This window comes from Sphingomonas sp. IBVSS2, from assembly GCF_002127225.1.
Classification (GTDB): domain Bacteria; phylum Pseudomonadota; class Alphaproteobacteria; order Sphingomonadales; family Sphingomonadaceae; genus Sphingomonas.
In genome coordinates this window covers 1,077,835-1,101,424 of the sequence record NZ_NFUR01000001.1, presented here as the reverse complement: position 1 = coordinate 1,101,424, position 23,590 = coordinate 1,077,835, and the positions used below count along the sequence as shown (strand labels likewise).

Annotated in this window: 21 protein-coding genes; 9 read left to right on the top strand and 12 right to left on the bottom strand. The window is 67.4% G+C overall.

Annotated features, from left to right (window positions below):
* Window positions 1-339 precede the first annotated feature (339 nt).
* Together katG and CAP40_RS05375 are read left to right on the top strand one after the other, a co-directional pair.
* The gene (gene katG / locus CAP40_RS05380; RefSeq protein WP_086128266.1) at window positions 340-2,547 is read left to right on the top strand and encodes a catalase/peroxidase HPI; all 2,208 of its coding nucleotides are present in this window, start codon (window positions 340-342) and stop codon (window positions 2,545-2,547) included.
* A gap of 78 nt (window positions 2,548-2,625) precedes the next feature.
* Complete coding sequence (locus CAP40_RS05375) at window positions 2,626-4,059, top strand: sorbosone dehydrogenase family protein (protein ID WP_086128265.1); 1,434 nt, start codon at window positions 2,626-2,628, stop codon at window positions 4,057-4,059.
* Window positions 4,060-4,324: 265 nt separating this feature from the next.
* Here the strand turns inward: CAP40_RS05375 and CAP40_RS05370 are convergent, their stop codons facing one another.
* From CAP40_RS05370 to CAP40_RS05355, 4 genes are all read right to left on the bottom strand, one after another.
* Window positions 4,325-5,305 carry an agmatine deiminase family protein gene (locus CAP40_RS05370; protein ID WP_086128264.1) on the bottom strand — a complete coding sequence of 327 codons (981 nt, stop codon included), beginning with the start codon at window positions 5,303-5,305 and terminating at the stop codon, window positions 4,325-4,327.
* A 19-nt stretch (window positions 5,306-5,324) separates the two neighbouring features.
* Window positions 5,325-6,944: a M28 family metallopeptidase gene (locus CAP40_RS05365; protein ID WP_086128263.1), complete on the bottom strand. Its 1,620-nt coding sequence runs from the start codon at window positions 6,942-6,944 to the stop codon at window positions 5,325-5,327.
* 250 nt (window positions 6,945-7,194) lie between these two features.
* Complete coding sequence (locus tag CAP40_RS05360) at window positions 7,195-8,643, bottom strand: CehA/McbA family metallohydrolase (RefSeq protein WP_086128262.1); 1,449 nt, start codon at window positions 8,641-8,643, stop codon at window positions 7,195-7,197.
* 170 nt (window positions 8,644-8,813) lie between these two features.
* Window positions 8,814-11,318 (bottom strand): TonB-dependent receptor, encoded by a 2,505-nt coding sequence (locus tag CAP40_RS05355; RefSeq protein ID WP_086128261.1) that lies wholly within the window; start codon window positions 11,316-11,318, stop codon window positions 8,814-8,816.
* A gap of 257 nt (window positions 11,319-11,575) precedes the next feature.
* Here CAP40_RS05355 and CAP40_RS05350 point away from each other — a divergent pair, with 257 nt between their 5' ends.
* Window positions 11,576-13,561, top strand: a complete 1,986-nt coding sequence (locus tag CAP40_RS05350) for a S9 family peptidase (RefSeq protein WP_086128260.1) — start codon at window positions 11,576-11,578, stop codon at window positions 13,559-13,561.
* Window positions 13,562-13,573: 12 nt separating this feature from the next.
* Here the strand turns inward: CAP40_RS05350 and CAP40_RS05345 are convergent, their stop codons facing one another.
* Entirely contained in the window at window positions 13,574-14,341 is a 768-nt protein-coding gene (locus CAP40_RS05345) for a nucleotidyltransferase domain-containing protein (protein ID WP_086128259.1), read from the bottom strand.
* A gap of 212 nt (window positions 14,342-14,553) precedes the next feature.
* Window positions 14,554-15,168 carry a 30S ribosomal protein S4 gene (gene rpsD, locus CAP40_RS05340; RefSeq protein ID WP_086128258.1) on the bottom strand — a complete coding sequence of 205 codons (615 nt, stop codon included), beginning with the start codon at window positions 15,166-15,168 and terminating at the stop codon, window positions 14,554-14,556.
* Window positions 15,169-15,347: 179 nt separating this feature from the next.
* Between rpsD and CAP40_RS05335 the strand changes: the two genes are divergently transcribed.
* The gene (locus CAP40_RS05335; RefSeq protein ID WP_086128257.1) at window positions 15,348-15,650 is read left to right on the top strand and encodes a chorismate mutase; all 303 of its coding nucleotides are present in this window, start codon (window positions 15,348-15,350) and stop codon (window positions 15,648-15,650) included.
* A 62-nt stretch (window positions 15,651-15,712) separates the two neighbouring features.
* On the opposite strand, the gene CAP40_RS05330 is transcribed toward CAP40_RS05335, so the two are convergent.
* The 5 genes from CAP40_RS05330 to rpiB form a co-directional block, all read right to left on the bottom strand.
* On the bottom strand, window positions 15,713-15,985 hold the full coding sequence (locus CAP40_RS05330) for a hypothetical protein (protein ID WP_144034231.1): 273 nt from the start codon (window positions 15,983-15,985) through the stop codon (window positions 15,713-15,715).
* Window positions 15,986-16,070: 85 nt separating this feature from the next.
* A complete protein-coding gene (locus tag CAP40_RS05325; RefSeq protein ID WP_256924023.1) occupies window positions 16,071-16,796 on the bottom strand; it encodes an RNA methyltransferase in 726 nt (241 codons plus the stop codon).
* Window positions 16,797-16,932: 136 nt separating this feature from the next.
* Complete coding sequence (gene nrdR / locus CAP40_RS05320; protein WP_086128254.1) at window positions 16,933-17,394, bottom strand: transcriptional regulator NrdR; 462 nt, start codon at window positions 17,392-17,394, stop codon at window positions 16,933-16,935.
* Window positions 17,395-17,397: 3 nt separating this feature from the next.
* Window positions 17,398-18,708 (bottom strand): serine hydroxymethyltransferase, encoded by a 1,311-nt coding sequence (gene glyA, locus CAP40_RS05315; RefSeq protein ID WP_086128253.1) that lies wholly within the window; start codon window positions 18,706-18,708, stop codon window positions 17,398-17,400.
* Window positions 18,705-19,157 (bottom strand): ribose 5-phosphate isomerase B, encoded by a 453-nt coding sequence (gene rpiB / locus CAP40_RS05310; RefSeq protein ID WP_086128252.1) that lies wholly within the window; start codon window positions 19,155-19,157, stop codon window positions 18,705-18,707. The genes glyA and rpiB overlap by 4 nt, the downstream gene beginning before the upstream one ends.
* 58 nt (window positions 19,158-19,215) lie before the next feature.
* On the opposite strand from rpiB, the gene CAP40_RS05305 reads away from it, so the two are divergent.
* Window positions 19,216-19,467 (top strand): hypothetical protein, encoded by a 252-nt coding sequence (locus CAP40_RS05305; RefSeq protein ID WP_086128251.1) that lies wholly within the window; start codon window positions 19,216-19,218, stop codon window positions 19,465-19,467.
* The gene (locus tag CAP40_RS05300; RefSeq protein ID WP_086128250.1) at window positions 19,467-19,940 is read left to right on the top strand and encodes a hypothetical protein; all 474 of its coding nucleotides are present in this window, start codon (window positions 19,467-19,469) and stop codon (window positions 19,938-19,940) included. Before CAP40_RS05305 ends, CAP40_RS05300 begins: the two co-directional genes overlap by 1 nt.
* A 152-nt stretch (window positions 19,941-20,092) precedes the next feature.
* Here the strand turns inward: CAP40_RS05300 and CAP40_RS05295 are convergent, their stop codons facing one another.
* Window positions 20,093-20,941 (bottom strand): LytTR family DNA-binding domain-containing protein, encoded by an 849-nt coding sequence (locus CAP40_RS05295; protein WP_086128249.1) that lies wholly within the window; start codon window positions 20,939-20,941, stop codon window positions 20,093-20,095.
* 47 nt (window positions 20,942-20,988) lie between these two features.
* Here CAP40_RS05295 and CAP40_RS05290 point away from each other — a divergent pair, with 47 nt between their 5' ends.
* From CAP40_RS05290 to CAP40_RS05280, 3 genes are all read left to right on the top strand, one after another.
* Window positions 20,989-21,582: a DUF1579 domain-containing protein gene (locus tag CAP40_RS05290; protein WP_256924022.1), complete on the top strand. Its 594-nt coding sequence runs from the start codon at window positions 20,989-20,991 to the stop codon at window positions 21,580-21,582.
* A gap of 100 nt (window positions 21,583-21,682) precedes the next feature.
* The gene (locus tag CAP40_RS05285; RefSeq protein ID WP_086128247.1) at window positions 21,683-22,927 is read left to right on the top strand and encodes a DUF3419 family protein; all 1,245 of its coding nucleotides are present in this window, start codon (window positions 21,683-21,685) and stop codon (window positions 22,925-22,927) included.
* Window positions 22,924-23,586: a class I SAM-dependent methyltransferase gene (locus CAP40_RS05280; protein WP_086128246.1), complete on the top strand. Its 663-nt coding sequence runs from the start codon at window positions 22,924-22,926 to the stop codon at window positions 23,584-23,586. Before CAP40_RS05285 ends, CAP40_RS05280 begins: the two co-directional genes overlap by 4 nt.
* Window positions 23,587-23,590: the final 4 nt, after the last annotated feature.

The window sequence follows — 23,590 nt, the reverse complement described above, 5'->3', positions numbered from 1 at the left end:
CCCATCCACCGTCATCCCGGCAGCCGCGGGCCTGCCCGGGACGGAAGCTCAGGCTGCGGCATGCCCCGTTCACCGTCATGCTGAACTTGTTTCAGCATCCAACACTCTTCAGGCGATATCGCTCGTGGAAAGTTGGATCCTGAAACAAGTTCAGGGTGACGCAAGTGATTGGCACCCGGATGATTCACATAGTGACAACCACATGTCGTAAAAATCACCCGGTCGATCACTGACGGCGATCTAATCCATTTCTGCGATCACCGCGCCCCGGCTAGCCTCTGCGAGACTCAGGAAAGCCCTGCTTTCCGAGCGACCAAGCAATCGAGAGGAGTCGACCCCATGGACGCACCGACCACCGGCAGCCCGCTGAGTGATCCGTCGAAGGAACCCCAGGCGCTGCGCACGTTGCTCGGCCGCACCAACCGCGATTGGTGGCCAGAGCAGCTGAGCCTGGAGATCCTCTCCCAGGGCGGTGTCTCGCCCAATCCCTATGGCGATAGCTTCGACTATCGCGCCGCTTTCGACAGCCTCGACTATTTCGCGCTCAAGGCGGATCTCACCGCGCTGATGACGGACAGCCAGCCCTGGTGGCCGGCCGATTACGGGCATTACGGCCCCTTCTTCATCCGCATGGCCTGGCACTCGGCCGGCACCTATCGCACGGGCGACGGCCGCGGCGGCTCGTCCTCGGGCTCGCAGCGCTTCGCGCCGCTCAACAGCTGGCCGGACAATGGCAATCTCGACAAGGCCCGCCGGCTGCTGTGGCCGATCAAGCAGAAATATGGCGCCAAGATCAGCTGGGCGGACCTGTTCATCCTGACCGGCAACGTCGCGATCGAATCGATGGGCGGACCGACCTTCGGCTTCTCCGGCGGCCGCGAGGACATTTTCGAGCCCGAGCGGGACATCTATTGGGGCACCGAGGAGCAATGGGTCGGCCATCCCGAGAACAAGACCCGTATCGATGACGAGGCGGGCATGGCGCTCGAGGAGCCGCTCGCCGCGATCCAGATGGGCCTGATCTACGTCAATCCCGAGGGGCCGGGCGGCAAGCCCGACACCAAGGGCTCGGCGCGCGACCTGCGCCGCACCTTCGCCAACATGGCGATGAACGACGAGGAGACCGCGGCGCTAACCGCCGGCGGCCACACTTTCGGCAAGGCGCATGGCGCGGGCGACGCCAGGCATGTCGGCCGCGAGCCCGAGGCCGCGGGCATGGCCTCGATGGGCCTGGGCTGGATCTCGACGCACGAGACCGGGATGGGCGACCACACCATCACTTCGGGCATCGAAGGCGCCTGGACCCCGACTCCGACGAAATGGGACATGACCTATTTCGACATGCTGCTCGACCATGAATATGAGCTGGTGAAGAGCCCGGCGGGCGCCAAGCAATGGCAGCCGGTCGGCAATCCCGAGGAGACCCTCGCGCCGGCGGCGCATACGCCGGGCAGGAAGGTCCCGACGATGATGACCACCGCCGACAAGGCATTCAAGGACGATGGCGACTATCGCAAGATCCTGGAGAAGTTCCGCAGCGACCCGGCCTATTTCGCCGATGCCTTCGCCCGCGCCTGGTTCAAGCTGACCCATCGCGACATGGGCCCGAAGACCCGGTATCTCGGGCCGGAAGTGCCGCAGGAGGACCTGATCTGGCAGGATCCGATCCCGGCCGGCACCAAGCTCGGCGATGGGGACGTCGCCGCGCTCAAGGGCAGGATCGCCGCTTCGGGGCTCACCGTGCAGCAGCTGGTCAAGACTGCCTGGGCCTCGGCCTCGACCTATCGCGGGTCGGACCGGCGCGGCGGCGCCAATGGCGCGCGCATCCGGCTGGCTCCGCAGAAGGACTGGGAAGCCAATGAGCCGGCCGAACTCGCCAAGGTGCTGAAGGTCTATGAAGGCATCCAGGCCGATTTCGGCGGCAAGGTGAGCATCGCCGACCTGATCGTGCTGGGCGGCAATCTCGGCATCGAGCAGGCGGCGAAGGCGGCGGGCCATGACGTGACCGTGCCCTTCACCTCGGGCCGGGGCGACGCCACCGATGCGCAGACCGATGCCGAGAGCTTCGACGTGCTCCAGCCGCGCGCCGACGGCTTCCGCAACTATCTGTCGGTCCGCTTCAGCGTGCCGACCGAGGAGCTGCTGGTCGACAAGGCGCAGTTGCTCGGCCTGTCGGCGCCCGAGATGACCGTCCTGGTCGGCGGCCTGCGCGTGCTCGGCGCCAATCATCCCAAGGCGGGCAAGCATGGCCAGTTCACCGATCGGCTCGGCCAGCTCACCAACGACTTCTTCGTCAACATCCTCGACATGGGGACGGTGTGGAAGGAGATCGACGAGAGTGCCGACGAGGAATTCACCGGCACCGACCGCGCCACCGGCGCGCGGAAATGGACTGCCTCGCGCACCGACCTGGTGTTCGGCTCCAACTCGCAGCTGCGCGCGATCTCGGAAGTCTATGCCGAGGCCGGTGGCGGCGACCGGTTCGTGCACGACTTCGTCGCCGCCTGGGCCAAGGTGATGAACGCCGATCGCTTCGACCTGAAGTGACTATCCGGTTCCTCCCCGAGCTTGTCTCGGGGAGGAATTACGATTGGCTTCCCCCTTCCCCGCCCCTATCCTCGCTGCATGCTCAAGCGGATCCTCATCGTCCTGGCCATCCTTGCGGTGGCGCTCATCGGCCTCTTCGTCTGGGCTACCCGGCCGGATGTCGCCAAGCTCCCCGAACAGGCCGTGACCGGCGTGATCCCGCAGCTGGGCGAGGCCCGCTACCAGGACATCCCGACGATCCGCATCGCCAAGCCGGTGGGCTGGGCGAACGGCGCGAAGCCGGCGGCGCCCGCCGGGATCGAAGTCGCACCCTTCGCCGACAAGCTCGATCACCCGCGCTGGCTCTATCGCCTGCCCAATGGCGACGTGCTGGTCGCCGAGACCAACTCGCCCCCGCGCGAGGGCGGCGGCATCACCGGCTGGATCATGGGCATCCTGATGAACCGCGCCGGTGCCGGCGTGCCCTCGGCCAATCGCATCACCCTGCTGCGCGACACCAATGGCGACGGCGTCGCCGACCAGCGCTCGACCCTGCTCGAAGGGCTCAACTCGCCGAGCGGCATGGCCCTGGTCGGCGACTGGCTCTACGTCGCCAACACCGATGCGCTCGTCCGCTTCCCCTACAAGGCGGGCGACACCCGGATCACCGCCAAGCCGGAGAAGATCGTCGACCTGGCCGGCGGCGGCAATCACTGGGCGCGCAACATCCTCGCCTCGCCCGACGGCAAGCGCATCTATGTCGCGGTCGGCTCCTCCTCGAACATCGCCGAGAACGGGCTCGACAAGGAAGGCGACATCTACGCCGCCGATACGCCGTTCCAGGCCGCGAAGCAGCTCGACGCCGCCAAGCGCACCCGCGCCGCGATCCTGGAAGTGGTGCCCGAGACCAGGTCGTCGCGCGTCTATGCCTGGGGCCTGCGCAACCCGAACGGCATGGCCTTCGAGCCGCATACCGGCAATTTGTGGACCGTCGTCAACGAGCGCGACATGCTCGGCTCGGACATGCCGCCCGACTATCTCACCCAGGTCGATTTCGGCGCCTTTTATGGCTGGCCGTGGAATTACTGGGGCGGCTATGTCGACAAGCGCGTGACGCCGGAGCGGCCGGACCTGCGCGAATACACCAAGCGCCCCGATTTCGCGCTGGGCGCGCATACCGCGCCGCTCGGCCTCGCCTTCGCGGCGGACGCCAAGCTCGGCGGCCCGTTCGCCAACGGCGCCTTCGTCGCGCTGCACGGCTCGTGGAACCGCGAGCCGCCCTCGGGCTACAAGCTCGTCTTCGTGCCGTTCGGCGACAATGGCTATCCCCTGAAGAACGCCAAGCCGGTCGACCTGCTCACCGGCTTCCTCGCCAAGGACGGCAAGACAGTGAACGGCCGCCCGGTGGGCGTGATCACCGATGCCGGCGGCGCACTGCTGGTGGCGGACGATGTCGGCAACATGATCTGGCGCGTGAGCAGCAAGGCCGGCGCGCCGATCGCGGGCGCGCCTGCGCCGGTCGCCGGGAAATAACCTGATCGCCGGCCGTCGCCGGGGATCGGTTGCCCGATACCTCTAGGGCCGATCGACATTCAGCTCCGTCCCTTCCATTCTCGGTGGCGAGGGAAGGAAGTTGAATGTCGAAACCCCTCCTTTCCGTCATGCTGAACTTGTTTCAGCATCCAATTCCCCACTGGCGATATCGCTGGCGGCAGGTTGGGCCCTGAAACAAGTTCAGGGTGACGAAGGAGGTTGGTTCGAAGCCAGGCCACACCCTTAGCCTGAATGTCGATTCGTCCTAGGCCGCCGGGATCTGCTGGCTGATGCAGTGGAAGCTGCCGCCGCCGGTCAGGATATGATCGGCGCGCTGGCCGATGATCGCCCGTCCGGGGAAGAGCCTGGCCAGCCTGTCGACCGCCGCCTGGTCGTTCTCCTGCCCGTAGAGCGGCACCACCACCGCGGCATTGCCGATATAGAAGTTCATGTAGCTCGCCGGAATGATCTCCTCATCCTCGTTGAGCACCCGGCCCGGCGAGGGGAAGCGCACCACTTCGACGCCGGCACGCTCGGCGCGGGCGGCGGCATCCTGGTAGATGCGCCAATTGGGGTCGTTCTCGGCGCCCTCGGGGATCAGCAGCCGGTTGGGGCCGATGAAGCGGGCGAGATTGTCGACATGGCCGTCGGTATGGTCGTTGAGCAGCCCGTCGCCCAGCCACAGCACCTGGGTATAGCCCAGGTCCTTGCGCAGCATCTCCTCGACATCGGCCTTGCTCAGCTGCGGGTTGCGATTGCGGTTGAGCAGGCATTGCTCGGTAGTGACGACGAGGCCGGTGCCGTCGCCGTCGATCGCGCCGCCCTCTAGGATCCAGCCATGATCCTCGACCCGCATCCGGGCGCGCTCGGCCAGGCGATGGCCGATATCGTCATCGCCTTCGAGATCATATTTGCCGCCCCAGCCGTTGAACCGGAAGTCGTGCGCGGTGCCGTCGCCACCGATGATCGCGGCGGTGTCGCGCAGCCAGATGTCGCCGAACGGCTCGATCACCACCTTGGCGGCATGGCCGGCGAGCAGCCTGGCCGCCTTGGCGGATTCTTCGTTGGCGGCGACCAGGATCACCTGCTCGCCCTTGCCCTCGGCATGCACCGCCTTGGCGAAGGCGGCGACTTCCAGCCGGGCCGAGGCCAGGTCTTCGAGCCAGAGTTCGGGATGGCTGGGGAAGCCGATCCACACGGCGTGATGATGCGCCCATTCGGGCTTGGGGGGAGGCGGAATCGTCATTCCGCCCCCATAATCCCGTTCATTGCCCGGCGCGAGACTTGTCGCGGATCGCGCGGAATTCGGCGGTCGGATACCAGTTGGGCCAGGCGGTGCCGTCGGCGAGCTGGCGGCCGAGGCCGTAATAGACGTTGAGGTCGGAGACCGCGCCGCTCCAGTCCCAGCTGGGATCATATTCGTCCTGGGGCTTGTGGTAGCGGTTCTGGGTATAGTCCCGAGCGGCCTTCTCGCCGGCTTCCTTGCCGCCGTTCACCAGATCGTCGCCGCTCTCGCCATAGAGCATCGGCACGCCCAGCTTGGCGAAGCTGAAATGGTCCGAGCGATAATAGCCGCCCGCCTCGGGCCGTTCCTCGGGGACGATCACGCGGCCCTCGGCGGCGACGATGGGCTTCACCAGGTCCTCGAGCTCGGACTTGCCGGCGCCGACCAGCACGAAATCCCTGGTCTTTCCAATGACGTTGAGCGAATCCATATTCACCCCGCCCACCGTCCTGGCGAGCGGATAGACCGGGTTCTCGGCGTAGAACTTGCTGCCCAGCAGGCCCGATTCCTCGGCGGTGACCGCCAGGAAGACGATGCTGCGCCGGGCGGGCCCCGCTTTCGCATGGGCTTCCGCCAGCGCAACCAGCCCGCCGACGCCGGAGGCATTGTCGACCGCGCCGTTGCAGATGTCGTCGCCCTTCACGGCGTCGCAGCGGCCAAGATGATCCCAATGGGCCGAATAGAGCACCACTTCGTCAGGCTTGCCGGCGCCGGGAAGGATCCCGACCACATTCTTCGAAGCCTGGCGCTTGATCGAATTGTCCCAGCTGACGGAGGCCTTCACGCCCAGCGGCACGGCCTTGAAGCCCTGCTTCGTCGCGGCGGCGGCGAGGGCATCGAAATCCTTGCCCGCGGCGGCGAACAGCGCCTTGGCCTTGTCGAGCTGCATCCAGCCGATCGCCTGGCTCTGGTCCATGTGATCGCCCGGCGTGTCCTGCTCCAGCCGGGGACCGGCCCAGGAGGACTGGACGACGCCCCAGGGATAGGCGGCCGGGAAACTGTCATGGACGATGATCGCGGCGGCCGCGCCCTGGCGGGCGGCTTCCTCGAACTTGTAGGTCCAGCGGCCATAATAGGTCATCGCCCGGCCCTCGAACAAACCCTTGGTATCGGGTGCCTGATAGTCGGGATCGTTGACCAGGATGACGACCGTCTTCCCCTTCACGTCCAGGCCGGCATAGTCGTTCCAGCCGCGCTCGGGAGCGTTGATGCCATAGCCGACGAACACCACGTCGCTGTTCTTGATCGCGACCTTGGGCACCACCCGGTAGGTGGCGACCACCATGTCCTTGCGATAGTCGAGGCTGACCGGCGCCTTGCCGCCGGTGAAGACCAGCGGCTGGACGTTGCCGGCGGTGAGCTCGACCAGCGGCACGTCCTGGGTCCATTTGCCCTTGTTGCCCGGCTTCAATCCGGCCTTTTCGAAGCGCTGGACGATATAGGCGATCGTCTTGTCCTCCGCCGGGGTGGTCGGCGCACGCCCCTCATAGGCATCGGAGGACAGCTCCTTCGTCACCTCCTTCATCGTCTCGACCGGGATGGTCTGGGCATTGGCCGCGGTGCCCGCGAGCAGCAGGGCGGCGGTGAGCAGGTGACGCATGGGATCCCCCTAACGGAACATTGTTGCGCGGATGTTGGCAAGGGTTGCGCGGGATCGCAATGCGCGGCGCCATATATCGCGCAAGGGGGCCGGCTGCTTCGGCGTTTCCACCCCACGCTGGCACCCATGGCCGGCGGCAAGCTGGCCCTAGACCGCCCTCCCGGCGAGAACCGGGAGCTCAGGCGAGGGCGGGAAGGAGCTGCACGAGATCCCGGCTTTTGCCGGGGAGGACGATTGAGGCCACAGCGGCTCAGGGCTTGCCGCAAGTCACATAGATGGGATTGCCGACCAGCAGGAGCTTGCCGCTCTCCGTCGTCACCTTGACCGAGACCCAGCCACAGGCCGCCTTGCGATCGAGCCGGAAGGCAACCTCCGGCCCGACCGGCAGCGACCGCACTTCCACGCCATTGGCGACCAGCACTGCCTTGCCCGCCGCGACGCCGGCGATCGTCACGGCGACGTCGACCCTGGCGCCGGCGGCGATCGTCTCGCCCATCGCCGCGCGGCTGCGGCCCGAAACGGCCGTCACGTCGAGCATCCGGTCGCGCGTGCCCTCGACGTCGATGAAGACGCGGCCGGCACGGATGCCCGCCAGGATCGCCGGCGTGGAGAGTTCGGCGGCATGGACCACGGTGGTCGGGCGGCCGATCGGCGCGCGGCCGGCCTGGGCATCGGGATCGTGATTGTCGCTGCCGCCGATGCCGGTGAGGCGATTGCCGGCGTTCAACCGCGCGTACCAGAAGCCGATGCCCGAGAGCGGCGTGTCGACCGTATTGGCGTTGATCGCCTCGACCGCGGCGATGCCCGTCCAGTCGGTGTCCGGCCAGATCCAGCCGCAGCCCATACAGGCCTCGCCCGAGGGCAGCGCCGGATGGTTGATCGAGAGGATCGCGCCGGCCTCCGCCACGGCCTTCTCCATCGCCGCGACATTGGGGACCCCGGGCGTGCCGATGCGGAAGTCGACCCAGCGATCGAGGCCGATCGCATTCGCATGGCCGCCAAAGGTGGTGACCTCGGTGCCGGGGATCAGCAGGATGTCGTCATAATAGGGCTGGAGCTCGCGCAGCCCCGCGAAATGCGCGACGGTGTTGTGGTCGGTGACCGCGACGAAATCGAGGCCGGCCCGCGCGGCGGCATCGACGGTGCGGAAGAGCGGGCACGGCACTTTCCTGCCCGCCTTGCTGGTGCAGCTGCCGTCCGAATGGGCATCGTGCATGTGGAGATCGCCGCGGAACCAGCCGGGGCCGGCCCTGACCGGGCCATCGGCAATCGCGGCGCTGGCGCTGCGGACGGTACCGCGATCGAGGAAGACCTCGACCCGATAGGGGCTGCGCGCGCCCTTGCGGGCATTGGGCACGCCGAGCTGGACGTGCCAGCGGCCGGCGGGCAGGGCGCCGGGGAGATAGCCGGGCGAGGCGTCGCTGGCGGCGATGGTGAAGCGGTCGCGCGTGCCGCCGCTCCAGCCGCGGAACCGCCGGGGGTCGAACAGGCCGAGATCGACGACCGTCCGGTTCGCCTTGTCATAGCTGAGACGCACGGTGATGCGCTCGACCCCTTCCGGCACATCGAAGGGAATCTGCTTGTAGGTCTCGTGATCCGCGCCGGTGATCTCGCCGGTCATCACCTGGTCCGCCTGCTGCGCATATGCAGGCGCGTGGACGAGGAGGAGAGCGAGCGCGATCAGGAGGCGGTGGAGCATGGGGAGCCTCAACAAATTCCCCTCCCTGGAAGGGAGGGATTAGGGGTGGGTCGATGTACGCGATACGACTGCTGACGGACCAAGACCCAGCCGTATCGCCAGGCCCCCACCCACCCCCGGCCCCTCCCTTCCAGGGAGGGGAGACCGAGGGCGGGGGAGAGTTTCAGTCCTCAGAACGAGAAATCCACTGCGAAGCGGATATTGCGGCCCACGATCGGGCGGCCGATGAACAGCAGGTCGTTGGCCTGGCCGCTGGTCAGCTCGCCCGCGCGCGGATTGCCCTCGGTAAGGCCGATCGTGTTGGTGAGGTTGTCGCCATAGGCCCAGAGGCGGATGTTCTTCGTCAGGCCCAGGCTGACGCTGGCATTGATCACCGTATAGGCCGGCAGCTTCGACGTGTTCGCCGCATCGGCATAGCGGTCGCCATAATGCTCGACGTCCATCTGCGCGCGCAGGCGCCCGTCGAACAGGGTGACCGCCGGCGTGGCACGCAGCGAGAGCTTGGGCACGCGCAGCAGCTGATTGCCCGAATAGTCGCGCGCCACCAGGCCGCCCGAAGTGTTCTCGTTGTAACGCAGGTTACGGAAGGTCGGCTCCTGGATGGTCGCCTGGACCGTGAAGTCGAACCACTTGACCGGGCGCAGCGTCGCCTCGAGCTCGACGCCATAGGCACGCGTGTCGGTATAGACCGTCTGCTGGATGACGCCGGTGGCCGGCGGCGGCGCGAAGACGAAATTGCCGATCGAATAGGAGTCGTAGTCGGTCAGGAAGCCGGTGGCATAGACGCTGATCAGCGGCGTGGAGAGCTTGAGCCCGCCTTCCCACATGTTGATGCCCTGGATCACCGGCGTCGCGGTGGCGCTGGTAATGAAGCTGCCCACGCTCGGCATGCGGAAAGCGTGCGTATAGCGCGCGAACACGCCGCCGATCCTGGCGAACTGCCAGTCGATGCCGGCGGTATAGCCGATATCGTCGAACTTGCGATCGAAGTTGGTGAACACGCCGCTGCCGGTAAGGACATTGTCGTCCGCCAGCGTGGTGGGATCGCCGAGATTGACCGTCTTCTGGCCTTCCTGCGCGCCGCTGGCCTTCATCTGCTCCCAGCGGATGCCGCCGTCGAAGCGCAGCGTCGGCGTGATCTGCCACTCGTCCGAGGCATAGAGCGCGATCGTCGTCTGGCTGCCGGTGCCGTTGGCGAATTCCGAGCCGTAGCGCGCGACGCCGTTCTTGGTCAGCGCGCCGACGACGGTGCCGGCGGCGTTGACCGCGACCACGTCGAGCAGGCGCGAATTGTTCGACACGTCCTGCACCGTCGAGGCGGAATAGCGGCTGAAGGTCTCGTCGATGTTCGCATAATAGAAGCCGAACGCGAAATCATGCGTGCCCGCGGCTTCGAACTTGTGGGCGATGCGGAAGTCGTTGAGGAACTCGCGCTCCCAGACCGTGACGGGGCGGGCGGCGTTGATGAAGATATCGCCATTGCCGTTCTGGTTGGCGACGTTGAACGCCTGGCCATTGTCGGCATAGCGGATCTGAACGTCGGTCGCGCCCGGGAAGGCGGCGAGCAGCGCGGCGCGGTTGCTGGCGAGGAACGCGGCGGCGGTGTTCACCGAAGTGGGGTAGACGCCGTTGCGGACGGTGTAGCTGTCGCGGTAGCGCATGCCGTTGGTGAGCTTCCAGCCCGGCGCGAACTCATAGTCGGTGAGGACCGAGCCCTGGTCGAGGCGGATGTCGGTGCCCTTGGTGTTGTCGAAATTCACCAGGCCGGTGGCACTGCGCAGCGAGAGCTTGGCCGATGCGGGGCTGGCGGTGGTGCCATAGTGCGGATCGAAGCCCGGCAGGCCGACGATCTTGCCCTTGCGGTCCTTGGTCAGCGGGATGCCGGTGTAGAAGATCGCATTGTCGTCGAGATGCTTGTAGCTGAAGGTCAGCGAGCCGCCGTCGAATTCCTTGACGAGGTCGGCGCGGACCTGGCCGCCCTTGTTGCCGGTGAAGCCGGGATCGCGGACGCCCTGCTCGCTGCGGTAGAAGCCGCCGACGCCGAGCTTGAGGCCGTCGGCCAGCGGCGCGCCGATCCAGCCGTCGAAACGATAGAGCTCGGCGGTGGGGCCATAGAGCACGCGGGCATTGCCGGTGATCGAATCGCCGGCGCGGCGGGTGATGTAGTTGACCACGCCGCCGGGGGCGTTCGAATAGAAGACCGAGGACGGGCCGCCGCGGACGACTTCGATCCGGTCGATCGATTCGTCGAGGCGGAAGGCCTGGTCGGCATTCAGATAGCCGAGCGCGGGATCGTGCTGCACGGGCAGGCCGTCTTCGAGCAGGTTGATCGAGCCGAAGCCGTCGACCGGGATGCCGCGCGCGCGGACATTGCCCGAGCCTTCGCCGCCCGAGGCCTCGACCCAGAAGCCGGGGATCGACTTGAGCGTCTCGGTCACGCTCGACGGCGCGCGCGAGCGGATCATGTCGTTCGACAGGGTGGTGACGGCGTAGCTGGTGTCGAGCTTGGTGCGCTCGCCGGCGCCGGCGCGGCCGGTGACGACGATCTCCTCGTCGGGCGTGGTGGCGCCGGTGGCCGGGCTGGCGGCTTCCTGTGCCTGGGCGAGCGCCGGAACGCTCGCCGTCAACAGGAGGGCGGTGAAGCTGGTGCGTGTCAGCATATGGCTGATCTGCATTGGTAATCCCCTTTCGCATGGACAGCGCAGGCTGCTGCCGGGGCGCGCTAGGCGCCTGCTGTTGCGATTGGACGGCTTGGAGAAGACACCGAAATGAAGCTATTTGTGCGGAAAAATGACAACGATTTCCCATGTGCATGGAGCCAGTCGCGAGAGGCATGGGACAGAGCCCGTGCCGCGGGCTCCGCACCACCGGGGATCGGGTGATTGCCAAAGTGCGCGCGTCGGCTAGGCTTCCGTCCGAAAAGGGGGGATTCATGAAAGCTTTCGTTCGCGCGGCGCTGCTCGTCGCTTCGGCCATGCCCGCGCTCGCTTCGGCGCAGAGCGAGGATGCGCGCAATTTCGGCGCGCGCGAGTTCGTGCAGCAGATCAGCCTGTCGCCCGACGGCACCCAGGTGGCGATGATCCAGCCGATGCCCGGGCACGGCGCGGGGTTGGTGGTCGCCAATGTGCAGACCGGCGCGAGCAAGGTGGTGCTCACCGCAAGCGGCGAGCCCGATCAGCTCACCAGCTGCCGCTGGGCCAGCTCGACGCGAATCGTGTGCAACATCTACATCATCCAGCAGCTCGACCAGAAGCTCGCCTTCACCCGGATGGTCTCGCTCAACGCCGACGGATCGGACCTCAAGCTGCTGAGCAAGCGGGGCAGCGCGACCGCGCTCGACATCGTCCAGTCGGGTGGGGACATCATCGACTGGGGCCCGGACGGATCGAACGGATCGGTGCTGATGACGAGCATGTCGGTCCCCGAATATTCCACCGGCACCCATCTCGCCAACACGCGCGAGGGGATGGGGGTGGAGCTGGTCGACGCGACGACGCTCAAGCGCAGGAGCGTCGAGCTGCCGCGGGGCGGCGCCAGCGAGTATATCAGCGACGGGCACGGCAATGTCCGCATCCTGGGCGTGGCGGAGACCCGCGGCACGGGGATGAGCACCGGCCGCTATGCCTATAGCTATCGCACGTCCGACAGCCGCGAATGGAAGAAGCTGGGCGAACTCGTCGCCGACGGTGTCGGCGGCTATTCCGGCTTCAACCCCTATGCCGTCGATCGCGATGCCAACATCGTCTATGGCTTCGACGCCAAGGACGGGCGGATGGCGCTCTACAGCATCGCGCTCGACGGCAACCTCACCCGCAAGCTGGTGTTCGCGCACCCCCAGGTCGATGTCGACGGGCTGGTCCGCATCGGCCGGCAGCGGCGCGTGGTCGGCGTGAGCTACGCCACCGACAAGCGCAACACCGAATTCTTCGACCCCGAGCTGCAGAAGCTGCGTGCCGCGCTCGGCAAGGCGCTACCCGGCAAGCCGCTGGTGACCTTCGTCGATGCGACTGCCGACGAGAAGAAGCTGCTGCTGTTCGCCGGCGGCGACACCGATCCGGGCACTTATTATCTCTACGACAAGACCAGCCGGCAGCTCGCCGAGGTGATGCCGTTGCGGCCGGGGCTGGCCAAGACCAGCCTGTCGCCGATGCGGGCGGTGACCTTCCCGGCGGCGGACGGCACCGCGATCCCGGGCTATCTCACCCTGCCGCCGGGCAGCGACGGCAAGAACCTGCCCGCGATCGTGATGCCGCATGGCGGGCCGGGCTCGCGCGACGAATGGGGATTCGACTGGCTGGCGCAATTCTACGCGGCGCGCGGCTTCGCGGTGCTCCAGCCCAATTTCCGCGGATCGACGGGCTATGGCGACGCCTGGTTCCAGAAGAACGGCTTCCAGTCGTGGCGCACCGCGATCGGCGACGTCAACGACGGCGGGCGCTGGCTGGTCGCCCAGGGCATCGCCGCGCCGGACAAGCTCGCGATCGTCGGCTGGTCCTATGGCGGCTATGCGGCGCTGCAGAGCCCGGCCCTCGACCCCGACCTGTTCAAGGCGATCGTGGCGATCGCGCCGGTGACGGACCTGGAGACGCTGCGCAAGGAAGCCCTGGGCTTCACCAATTACGACATGGTCAGCAAGTTCATCGGCTCCGGGCCGCACGTGCGGGAAGGCTCGCCGGCCCAGAACACCCAGAGGATCAAGGCGCCGGTGCTGATGTTCCATGGCGACCAGGACCTGAATGTCGGGATCGGCGAATCGCGGCTGATGGCATCGAAGCTGCGCGGCGCGGGCAAATCGGTCGAGCTGGTCGAGTTCAAGGGCCTCGACCACCAGCTCGACGATGATCGCGCACGCACCCAGATGCTCGACAGGAGCGACGGGTTCCTGCGCGCGGCGCTGAAGCTCCCCGCCAGGCCCTGAGGCCGGGAAGCACTAGGCGCCGAACCGGCCTGCCGGTGCGCGCCAGGCGGGATTGGCGACCTGGACGTCGCCGTCGAAGCGCATGCCCCCATGCGGCGCGAGCTCCCGTTCGGCGAGCGCGACGACGGCGTCGGCCGCGCCCGTCGCGAACAGGCTGCGAAAGGCGTGGTCGAACCGGGCCGCCAGCTCGCCGTCGATCCTGGCCAGCGCGCGCGGCACCCATTTGCCGGTCGCGTTCCACTGGCCGCGCCCGCGCAGGGCCAGCTCGGCCAGCAGGGGATATAGCAGGACGCCGATCGCCAGGGGTTCCGCCTCGCCGCGGGCGCCCCGCAAATCCTGCACCGCGTCGGTGATCGCATAGCGCAGCGCATCGAGCTGCGCGGGCGGCAGGGGCGGCGGCCCCTTGGCGAGGATCCCCGCCACCGCCTCCTTCAGCCGCGCCGCGCGCTGCGGGGCCCGGCCGATCGCCGTCGCTTCGGCGATCATGGCGAGAAGGCTGGGCCGGCCGCGCGTCGCGGCGACGTCGATCGCCCAGGCCAGCGTCGCGTCGTCATGGACGAACGCCTCCACCGGCACGCCCCCGGCGACGAAGGATTCGCGCCGCGACGCATCGACCCGGTCGTGGATCACGATCAGGTCCAGATCGGAATGCACCGTGCCCTCCCCGCGCATCAGCGACCCCGCGACGAGCGCGAAGATGGCATCCGGATAGCGCGACGCCACGATGGCGTGCGCGGCCGCCAGCACCTCGGCTGGGGTGGACAAGGTCGGATCGATCATCCGGCATCTGTGCCGGATCCACAGAGGCCGGACCAGACCGGACATCCGCCATAGCGGTTCGATCCCCGCAACGAAAAAGGGCGGCCCCGAAGGACCGCCCCGTTTCTTTCCGGATCGGCAACGCGGCAAAGCCGCGTCGTCGGTCGGCGCTTTCGGCGCCGCCGGCCGAGCCGCTGATCATGGCCGGACCTGGCTTGCGCCAGATCCTGGCATCAGCGGCTGTAGAACTCGACCACGAGGTTCGGCTCCATCTTCACCGGGTACGGCACCTCGTCGAGGGTCGGCACGCGGGTGAAGGTGATCTTCGAAGCGCCGTCCGGCGACACGTAATCGGGGATGTCGCGCTCGGCGAGGCTCTGCGCCTCCATCACCAGCGCCATTTCCTGCGCCTTGGCGCGCAGCGACACGGTCTGGCCCGGCTTGATGCGGCGCGAACCGATGTTGCACTTCTCGCCATCGACCAGGACGTGGCCATGGTTGACCAGCTGGCGGGCCGCGAAGATCGTCGGCGCGAACTTGGCGCGATAGACGATCATGTCGAGGCGCTGCTCGAGCAGGCCGATGAGGTTCTGCGACGTATCGCCCTTCATCTTCGACGCGTCCTCATAGGCGCGCTTGAACTGCTTCTCGGTGACGTCGCCGTAATAGCCCTTGAGCTTCTGCTTGGCGCGCAGCTGGATGCCGAAGTCCGACATCTTGCCCTTGCGGCGCTGGCCGTGCTGGCCCGGGCCGTATTCGCGCTTGTTCACCGGGGACTTGGGACGGCCCCAGATGTTCTCGCCCATGCGGCGGTCGAGCTTGTACTTTGCGCTGGAACGCTTCGACATTCGTAAATCCTTGCAATCGCTAACAACGGTTTTCCCGGTATCCGCCTGCCGATCTCCGCAAGGGAGGACAGGGCCACCGCTTCACCGGGGTGCGGGGCCATTGCGAAGGCGCGCGGTTAGCGGCGCGGCGCGGCCGAGTCAAGCTGGACAGCGGCGCGCCGCCCGGCCAAGGAGCCGCCATGCAAGACACGATCGATCCCGAAGCCTGCACGACCATGATCGAGGTGCGTGCCGGCGTCGACGCGGTGGACGCGGCGCTGGTCCAGCTCCTCAAGCGCCGCTTCGGCTATATGGACGCCGCCGCGCGCATCAAGCCCGAGCGCGGCCATGTCCGCGACGAGGCGCGCAAGGCGCAGGTGATCGCCAATGCCCGCGCGCACGCACGCGCCGCCGGCATTCCCGACGCGCCGATCGGCGAGATCTGGGACAGGCTGGTCGAAGCCTCGATCGCTTATGAGCTCGAGGCGTTCGACCGGCGCTGACGTGAAATCGCAAGTGCAGGCATCCGCGCGACGGCCGACGCCGCCGACGCGCGGAAAGCCGCTCAGTCGTTGCTGCGCGTGGCGCCGATGCCGCCGGTGCGGCCGCCCATGTCGCGGTCCAGCTTCTCGCGCGCATTGGTCGAACGGTCGCTCATCGCGTCCCATTCGGCCTTGGTGTGGCATTCCCGCTTGCCCATGATCGAGCCGGTCGAGATGAGCGCCCGGCAGATCTTCTTCTCGGCCTTGGTCTTCTTTTCGGCTCCGCCATCGGCATCCTGATGGGCAAGTGCCGGGGTAGCGAGAGCGAGCAACGCAAGCACGGGTACGAAACGCATCAAAAATCCCTCCCCACTCGAAAGATTCGCATAATCTAGCGGGATTCCACAGCTGCGGAAAGCAGAAGTGTATTGCAGCACTGTATCAGCTGCCGCGATGCCGCTTCTTCCCTTCGAGCGCCGAAAGCACGCCGCGCAGGGTGCGCAGCTCCTGGCTCGACCAGGCCGGCTTGGTGAGCAGGGTACGCAAGGTCCGCCTGGTCGACGGCACGCGATCGGGCGGGAAATAATAGCCCGATTCCTCGAGCATCGCATCGAGCTGGCCGATCATCCCGTCGAGCTCGTCCTGCGGCGCGGGGGGATCGAGCACCTCCTGGGTCGGCTGGGCGAGGCGCACGCCCTTCGACCATTCATAGGCGACCAGGATCACCGCCTGGGCAAGGTTGAGCGAGCCGAACTCCGGATTGATCGGCACGGTGACGATGGTGCGGGCGACGGCGACGTCGTCCGTCTCCAGGCCGGAACGCTCGGGGCCGAACAGGATCGCCGAACGCCCTTCCTCGCAGTGGATCTCGCCGGCAGCCTCTTCGGGGGTGACGACCGGCTTGGAGACGCCGCGCTTGCGCACCGTGGTGGCATAGACGTGCGCGCAATCCGCCACCGCATCGGCGACGGTCTCGAAGACCTCGGCCCGTTCCAGCACCAGGTCGGCGCCGCTGGCGGCGGGGCCGGCGCCGGGATTGGGCCAGCCGTCGCGCGGGGCGACGAGACGCAGATCGACCAGCCCGAAATTGAGCATCGCGCGCGCGGCCTTGCCGATATTCTCGCCAAGCTGCGGGCGGACGAGGACGATGACGGGGGGTGGGGCCACGGCTTTGCTCACTTCTTCAATCGCTTCTTCGCGAGTCCTGGGCGCACGATACGCCGAGGACAACTGTCCATGGCCGCCATAGGCGCGGATGGGTCCGGGAGAGGAATGACGAGAGGGTCCGGAGGAAGGACGGAACCTACCCCTTCCCCACCTCGCTCACATTGCCGGCGAATTCCTCGAAGTCCTTCGCCTCCCGGAAATCCTTATAGACGCTGGCGAAACGGATATAGGCGACCGAATCCAGGCCCTTGAGCCCTTCCATCACCAACTCGCCGATCTTCTGCGAGGGGATTTCGGTGTCGCCCGCCGTCTCGAGCTGGCGCTGGATGCCGGAGACCAGCTTCTCGATCTGCATCGCGTTGACCGGCCGCTTGCGCGTGGCGACCGAGATCGAGCGGACCAGCTTGTCGCGGTCGAACGGCTCGCGCTTGTCCTCGCTCTTGAGCACGGTCAGCTCGCGCAGCTGGATGCGCTCGAACGTGGTGAAGCGCGCGGCGCAGGCCTCGCACTGGCGCCGGCGGCGGATCGCCGCCCCGTCTTCGGTGGGGCGGCTGTCCTTTACCTGGCTGTCTTCATGTCCGCAAAAGGGGCAGCGCAATCCTTAGAGCTCCGGATAGATGGGGAAGCGCTCGCACAGCGCGCGGACACGCTCGCGGACATTCTGCTCGACCTGGGCGTCGCCCTGCTCGCCATTCTTCTTCAGCCCGTCGAGCACGTCGGCGACCATGTTGCCGATCTCGCGGAACTCGGCGGGCCCGAAGCCGCGGGTGGTGCCCGCCGGCGAGCCGACGCGGATGCCGCTGGTCTTGACTGGGGGCAGCGGATCGTTGGGGATGCCGTTCTTGTTGCAGGTGATCGCCGCGCGCTCCAGCGCCTCGTCGGCGTCCTTGCCGGTCACGCCCAGCGGCGTGAGGTCGATCAGCGCCAGGTGGGTGTCGGTGCCGCCCGAGACCACCGCCGCGCCGCGCTCCTTGAGCGTCGCCGCAAGGATCTTGGCGTTCTCGACGATCGCCGCCGCATAGCTCTTGAACTCGGGCTGGAGCGCCTCGCCGAACGCCACCGCCTTGGCGGCGATGACGTGCATCAGCGGGCCGCCCTGCAGGCCCGGGAACACCGCCGAGTTGATCTTCTTGGCGATCGCTTCGTCATTGGTGAACACGGCGCCGCCGCGCGGGCCGCGCAGCGTCTTGTGCGTGGTGGTGGTGACGACATGGGCATGGCCGAACGGCGTGGGGTGCACGCCGCCGGCGACCAGGCCGGCGAAGTGCGCCATGTCGACCATGAAGATCGCGCCGACTTCGTCCGCGATCGCGCGGAACTTGGCGAAGTCGATATGGCGCGGATAGGCCGAGCCGCCGGCGATGATCAGCTTGGGGCTGTTCTCGCGGGCAAGCTTCGCGACCTGATCATAGTCGATCACATGGGTGTCGGGAGTGACGCCGTAGGAAACCGCGTTGAACCACTTGCCCGACATCGCCGCCTTGGCGCCATGCGTCAGGTGGCCGCCCGAATCGAGGCTGAGGCCCATGATCGTGTCGCCGGGCTTGACCATCGCCAGCATGACGGCACCGTTCGCCTGCGCGCCCGAGTGCGGCTGGACATTGGCATATTCGCAGCCGAACAGCTGCTTGGCGCGATCGATCGCCAGCTGCTCGACTTCGTCCGACGGGTGGCAGCCCTGATAATAGCGCTTGCCGGGATAGCCCTCGGCATATTTGTTGGTGAAGACCGAGCCCTGGGCTTCCAGCACCGCCTTGGAGACGATGTTCTCCGAGGCGATCAGCTCGATCTGATATTGCTCGCGCTTCAGCTCGTGCCGCACGCCGGCGAAGACCGCAGGGTCCGCCTCGGCGAGGCCGCGGGTGAAGAAGCCATCCGGCTGCACGCCATTGCTAACGGGGTTGGTGCTCATGCAGGGGTCCTTTCGGGATGGCTGAGCTTGTCGACCCGACGCTGGTGGCGTTCGCCGAGAAACTCGGTTGCGAGGAAAGTGGTGATGCACGCCTTGGCCATCTCGATCCCGACGAGACGGGCACCCAGCGCGACGACGTTCGCGTCATTGTGCTGGCGGGCGAGGCTGGCCGAGAGCGGCTCGGAGACGAGCGCACAGCGGGCGGCGGGATTGCGGTTCACCGCGATCGAGATGCCGATGCCCGAGCCGCACAGCGCGACGCCGCGCTCGGCCTGGCCGTCCTCGATCGCCTTGGCCAGGCGATAGCCATAGTCGGGATAGTCGACGCTCTCCGGCCCGTTGGTACCGAGATCGAGCACTTCATGCCCTTCGTTACGCAACCATTCGACGAGTTCTGCCTTCATGGCGTAGGCTGCATGGTCCGAGGCGATAGCGATGCTGTGCGACATGCGCGCTCCCCTACGCCGCAAGGAACCTGCTGGCTAGACCGACTATTCGGAGAGAGACATGCGCAAGACGATTTTCCCGCTGCTTCCGGTGCTGGCCCTGGGCCTGGCGGCCTGCTCCCCCGGTACGGAGAGCAATTTGTCCAACTCGCTCGACCGCACCGGCGACTCGCTGGCGAACAGCATGAACGACATGGGCAACACGCTGGGCAACGCCGCCGACGATGCCGGTGCCGCGATCGGCAACACGGCCGACGACCTCGGCAATCGTGCCGAGCATGTCGGCAACGCGATCGACGAGGCGACGCGCTGATGCGGCCGCTCCTGATCCTCGCGCCCGCGCTGGCGCTCGCCGCGTGCAACGCCGCCGACAAGGCCGCCGACGCCACCGCCAATGCCACCGAGACCGCCGGCAATGCCGCGGTGGCGGTGGGCGGCTCCATAGCCAATGCCGTCGCCGAGGGCGCCGCCGACCTGAAGAAGGAAGTCTCCGGCAAGCCGGTGGCGCATGACGACTGGGTCGGCCGCTGGAAAGGCGTCGAGGGCACCTATCTGGTCGTCGCCAAGGGCAAGGATGCCGGCACCTACAAGCTCGAGATGCAATATACGCTCGACGACAAGGGAAGCTTCGAGGGCACGGGCACGCGCGGGGGCATTGCCTTCGAGCGGCCGGACGGAAAGCAGGTGCTGCGCGCCAGCGACGGCGATGCGACCGGCCTGAAATATCTGGCGGGCAAGAAGGATTGCCTGAGCGTGAAGTCCGGCGAAGGCTATTGCCGGGACTAGGTTTTCAACTTCACTCCCCTCCCTTCCAGGGAGGGGATGTTCTTCAAAGCAGGCACCATTCGCCGTCGGGCCGAATATGCACCGGTTGCCCGCCAGGACCTGTGTCTAGTCGATGATTTCGAGATGGTGCTCGACCTGTTCATCGCCGGCGATCACCTGACGGGCCGCAGCCATCCCCGCGCCCGCGCCGCCGCCGCATGGGTGGCGCTGACCGGCACGCTGCCGCCGCCGGCGAGGCGCAGGCGCCATTTGCGGCCGTCGCGCTCCGCGCCCTCCACCGCGCCTGCCGCCGCCCAGGCGCCGCGATGGACCTGGAGGCCGTCGAGGCCGGCAACTTCCTCCAGCGCATCGCCGAAACGATAATGGATCAGCGCGCTCCCGCCGTCGCGGCGGTGGATGCGGCAATAATGGTCCTCGGCCTCGATCGCCGCGAGATCGCCGGCGGGAACCCGGGCGCGGGCGAGCAGGCCGGTATCGGCGCGTACCGGGCGCATCCGGCGCAGCAATATCCGCGCGACCACCCAGCAGACCGCGAAGATCCCCGCGCTGATCGCCGCCGCGCGGATCCAGACGTCGAGCGGCATCGCGCGCATGCTCTGGCCGACCAGCGCGCCGCAGAACTGGATCTCCAGCGGCAACGGCAGGTTGAGCGGAACGGTGCCGAGCAGCGCGACGCGCGGCCAGTCGCCCGGCTTGCGCACGCCCCAGGCGAACAGCACCTGCCATTTGCATGCGTTCCAGCCCATCAGCAGCAGCCAGAAGGCAGTGCGGGAGCCGAGCGGCAACGCGCCGGTCTCGAATCCGCCGGTGACGATCATCAGCGCCGCGGCGGCGAGGCAGGCGACCCAGAGGAGCGGAAAGCCCGGCACCGGCCCTTGCGGCAACAGGCGCCGCACGGATCCGGGCGCGCGTTTCGCGAAGCCGCGCGCGCGCTTCGCGAAACCGCGCTTGCCGGCGAGGCGGGCGACGGGGCCAGTGCGGAGCGATCGGGCTGCGGGCATGGCGGATAGGCTGCCATGCGCGGCCCGGGATCACAACGGGAGACCCCATGCTTCGCCCCCTGTTCCGCCCCATGTTCCGTTTCGCCTCCACGCTCGCCGCGCTCGCCCTGCCCGCCGCAGCGGCGCACGCCCAGGCCGCCGACACCGCCGCCATGGCCGCGCAGGCCGAAGCGATGCACAAGCTCGACTGGATGCACGGCAGATGGCGCGGCGAGGCGCGGATACAGATGCCGGGCGGCAAGGAGCTGGTGGTGACGCATACCGAACGCGTCGGCACGCTGCTCGGCGGCACGATCACGCTGATCGAAGGCAAGTCGTTCGGCGCGGACGGCAAGGTGCCGTTCAACGCTTTCGCCGTCGTCTCCTACGATCCCGCCGCGAAGGCCTTCACCATGGCGAGCCACACGGGCGGCCGATCGGGCAGCTTCCCGCTGATCGCGGCCGAGCGGGGCTATGCCTGGGAAGTGCCGGCCGGCCCCACTGCCCGCGTGCGGTACAAGGCGAGCTTCGACGGCACGACCTGGACCGAGACCGGCGACTTCGTCGCCGACGGCCAGCCGCCCCGCCCCTTCTTCCGGATGACGCTGAAACGCGTCGGCGATACCGATTGGCCGACGGCCGGGAGCATGACACGGGATTGATTTTACAGCACTCCTGACCCAAGGGTGACGCCGGTTCGTCACAAAGGGGTAATAGGGCGTGGCGGAACGCCGCCGCCCGCCGGGCGCCCAGGAGTCACTGATGGGTTCGATTACCAAGACGCCGAAGAATGTCGCCGTGCGCGGTGCCGTGCACCGCCACGAGCACATGACCAAGGAAGGCCTGCTCGAGCGCGCCTTCACTTTCGCGTTCCGGGGCCTGGTCTATCCGCAGATCTGGGAAGACCCGGTGATCGACATGGAGGCGCTGCAGCTCCAGCCGGATCATCACATGGTGACGATCGCCTCGGGCGGGTGCAACGTCTTCTCGTATCTGACGGCGAACCCGGCCAGGATCACCGCGGTGGACCTGAACCCGGCGCACATCGCGCTCAACAACCTCAAGAAGCAGGCGGCGCTGAACCTGCCCGACTATGCTGCGTTCCACCGCTTCTTCGGCCAGGCGAACAAGGCGGAGAATGTCGAAGCCTATCGCCAGCACATCGCGCCGCACCTCGATGCGCCCTATCGCGATTATTGGGAACGCCGCGGGCTGAACGGCACCCGCCGGATCGACGCGTTCCGGCACGGCTTCTACAAATACGGGCTGCTCGGCCGGCTGATCGGCTTCGTCCACTGGCTCGCGCACCGCTATGGCATCGATCCGCGCGAGATCCTGGCGGCGAAGACCATCGAGGAGCAGCGCCAGATCTTCGAGACGCGCTTCGCGCCCTTCTTCGAGAAGAAGTTCCTGCGCTGGCTGGTCGACCAGCCCGCCGCGCTGTTCGGCTTCGGCATTCCGCCGGCGCAGTACGACCTGCTCAAGGTCGACGACCAGGCCGGGATCACCGGCGCGCTCAGGAGCCGCCTGCGCAAGCTCGCCTGCGACTTCGACCTGAAGGACAATTTCTACGCCTGGCAGGCATTCGGCCGCGGTTATGGCGAAGGGCCGGACGCGCCGCTGCCGCCCTATCTCGAAGCGAAGAACTGGGATGTGGTGCGCGCGCGGGCCGACCGCGTCGAGATCCGCCACACCAACTATGCCGACTATCTCGAATCGATGCCCGCCCAGTCGCTCGATCGCTTCATCCTGCTCGACGCGCAGGACTGGATGACCGACGAGCAACTCACCCGCATCTGGAACGAGATCACCCGTACCGCCAAGCCCGGTGCCCGCGTGCTCTATCGCACCGCGGCGATCCCCGACGTGGTGAAGGGCCATATCCCCGACGCGATCCTGGATCAGTGGGAATATGAGGACCAGGCCAAGCTCGACGACTGGACGCGCCGCGACCGCTCCTCGGTCTATGGCGCGACGCACGTCTGGACGCTGAAGCCGCACGCATGAGTGCCGCGACCGGGGGGGCCGACCAGAAGGGGCTGATGGACGCGACCTATGCGCTCCATCGCCATTTCTACGATTTCACGCGCAAATTCTACCTGCTGGGGCGCGATGCGCTGATCCGCGGGCTGAACCCGCCCGAGGGCGGGACGGTGCTGGAGGTGGGCTGCGGCACCGCGCGCAACCTGATCGTCGCGGCGAAGCGCTTCCCACAGGCGCGCTTCTTCGGCTTCGACATCAGCGAAGCGATGCTGGAAACTGCGCGCGCCTCGGTCGAGAAGAACGGCCTGAGCGGCAGGATCACGCTGGCGCAGGGCGATGCGGGCGCGTTCGACGTGACCAGCCTGTTCGGGCTGGAGAAGCTCGACCGGGTGTTCATGAGCTACACCCTCTCGATGATCCCGCCCTGGGTGGAGGCGATCGAGCTGGGGGCCAGGGCGCTGGCGCCGGGCGGCAGCCTGCACATCGTCGATTTCGGCCAGTATGAGCGGCTGCCGGGGTTCGCCAAGCGGCTCCATTTCAAGTCGCTCAACGACTTCCACGTGTTCCCACGCGCCGAACTGCCCGCCGTGCTGAAGCGCATCGCCGAGGAGCAGGGCCTGCGGCTCGACTTCCGCTCCTCCCTGCGCGGCTATGTGTGGAGCGCGACGCTGACGCGGGACTGAGCGC